Source organism: Asticcacaulis sp. AC466 (assembly GCF_000495815.1).
In the GTDB taxonomy this organism is placed as follows: domain Bacteria; phylum Pseudomonadota; class Alphaproteobacteria; order Caulobacterales; family Caulobacteraceae; genus Asticcacaulis.
Genome location: NZ_AWGE01000045.1, coordinates 1 through 770, shown reverse-complemented (window position 1 = coordinate 770; position 770 = coordinate 1). Strand labels below are relative to the sequence as shown.

The following is a 770-nucleotide window of genomic DNA, read 5'->3' as shown; positions in this document are numbered from 1 at the left end:
GCGTTTAGGTCGCCCCTTAACTTTTCCTCTTCCTGCGCCAGCCGACCGGCCGCCGCCTGCAACGTGTCGATCGCCGCGCGGGTATCGGTCAGCGCCGCCGCTATCCGGCCGTTCTCCTGCCGGGCGCTTTCCAGCCGTTCACCCAACGTGACAACCTGCCATTTCATCCAACCGGCGACGACCAGCGCCAGCACCAGAAACCACCCGATCGCGCGGCTCATGGCGCGGCCCCGATCAGGCAGTGGGCCAGCTCCGCCGCCCGGCGCCGTTCCAGCCCCGGCGATTTGACGCCGTTGACGAACACCCAGCGCGGCAACTGCAGGCAGGCGCTGCGCCAGTCCTGTCGCTTGATGAAACCGGCCAGCGTAGAGCCACAGGCGGCCGTGACGCCGACGTTAAAGGCAAAGGACACCACCGCGTCATAAACCGGCGGCGGCATCGTGACAGGCATACAGCGGCCTATGCCGCGCTCCACGCGATACACGTCGGCGATGAGGTTAACGGCAGCTTGGCGCTCGCTGATAACCGCGCCGGGCTTTACCCCGGCCGTGTGGCCAATGCCGCTTGTCCAGACGCCCGCCTGGCATTGGTAAGGCGATAAGCGGCAACCTTCAAAATCGGCCAGCAGGCGCAACCCAGCCTCAGAGATCTGCAGCGCGCTGAATTGCGGCAGCAGCACCGCCAGCGCCAGCACGGCGGCCACGCTGCAGCGTTTAGCGATTGAGTTCATCGTAAACCCTCCGGCTAACGCCTAGCTTGTTCAACAGCTG

The 770-nt window shown here is 65.6% G+C and carries 2 protein-coding genes; both read right to left on the bottom strand.

Going from position 1 to position 770, the window contains the following annotated elements; translation table 11 throughout:
* Positions 1 to 221 (bottom strand): phage lysis regulatory protein, LysB family (locus AEAC466_RS0123030; protein WP_031239707.1); only part of this gene is annotated, 221 nt, incomplete at its 3' end.
* Positions 218 to 730 carry a lysozyme gene (locus AEAC466_RS43430; protein WP_023460298.1) on the bottom strand — a complete coding sequence of 171 codons (513 nt, stop codon included), beginning with the start codon at positions 728 to 730 and terminating at the stop codon, positions 218 to 220. The genes AEAC466_RS0123030 and AEAC466_RS43430, both read right to left, overlap by 4 nt.
* Positions 731 to 770: the final 40 nt, after the last annotated feature.

What these genes read in the sequence shown, in the direction of transcription:
- AEAC466_RS43430 (WP_023460298.1), bottom strand. Translation starts at nt 730, where the DNA reads ATGAACTCAATCGCTAAACGCTGCAGCGTGGCCGCCGTGCTGGCGCTG.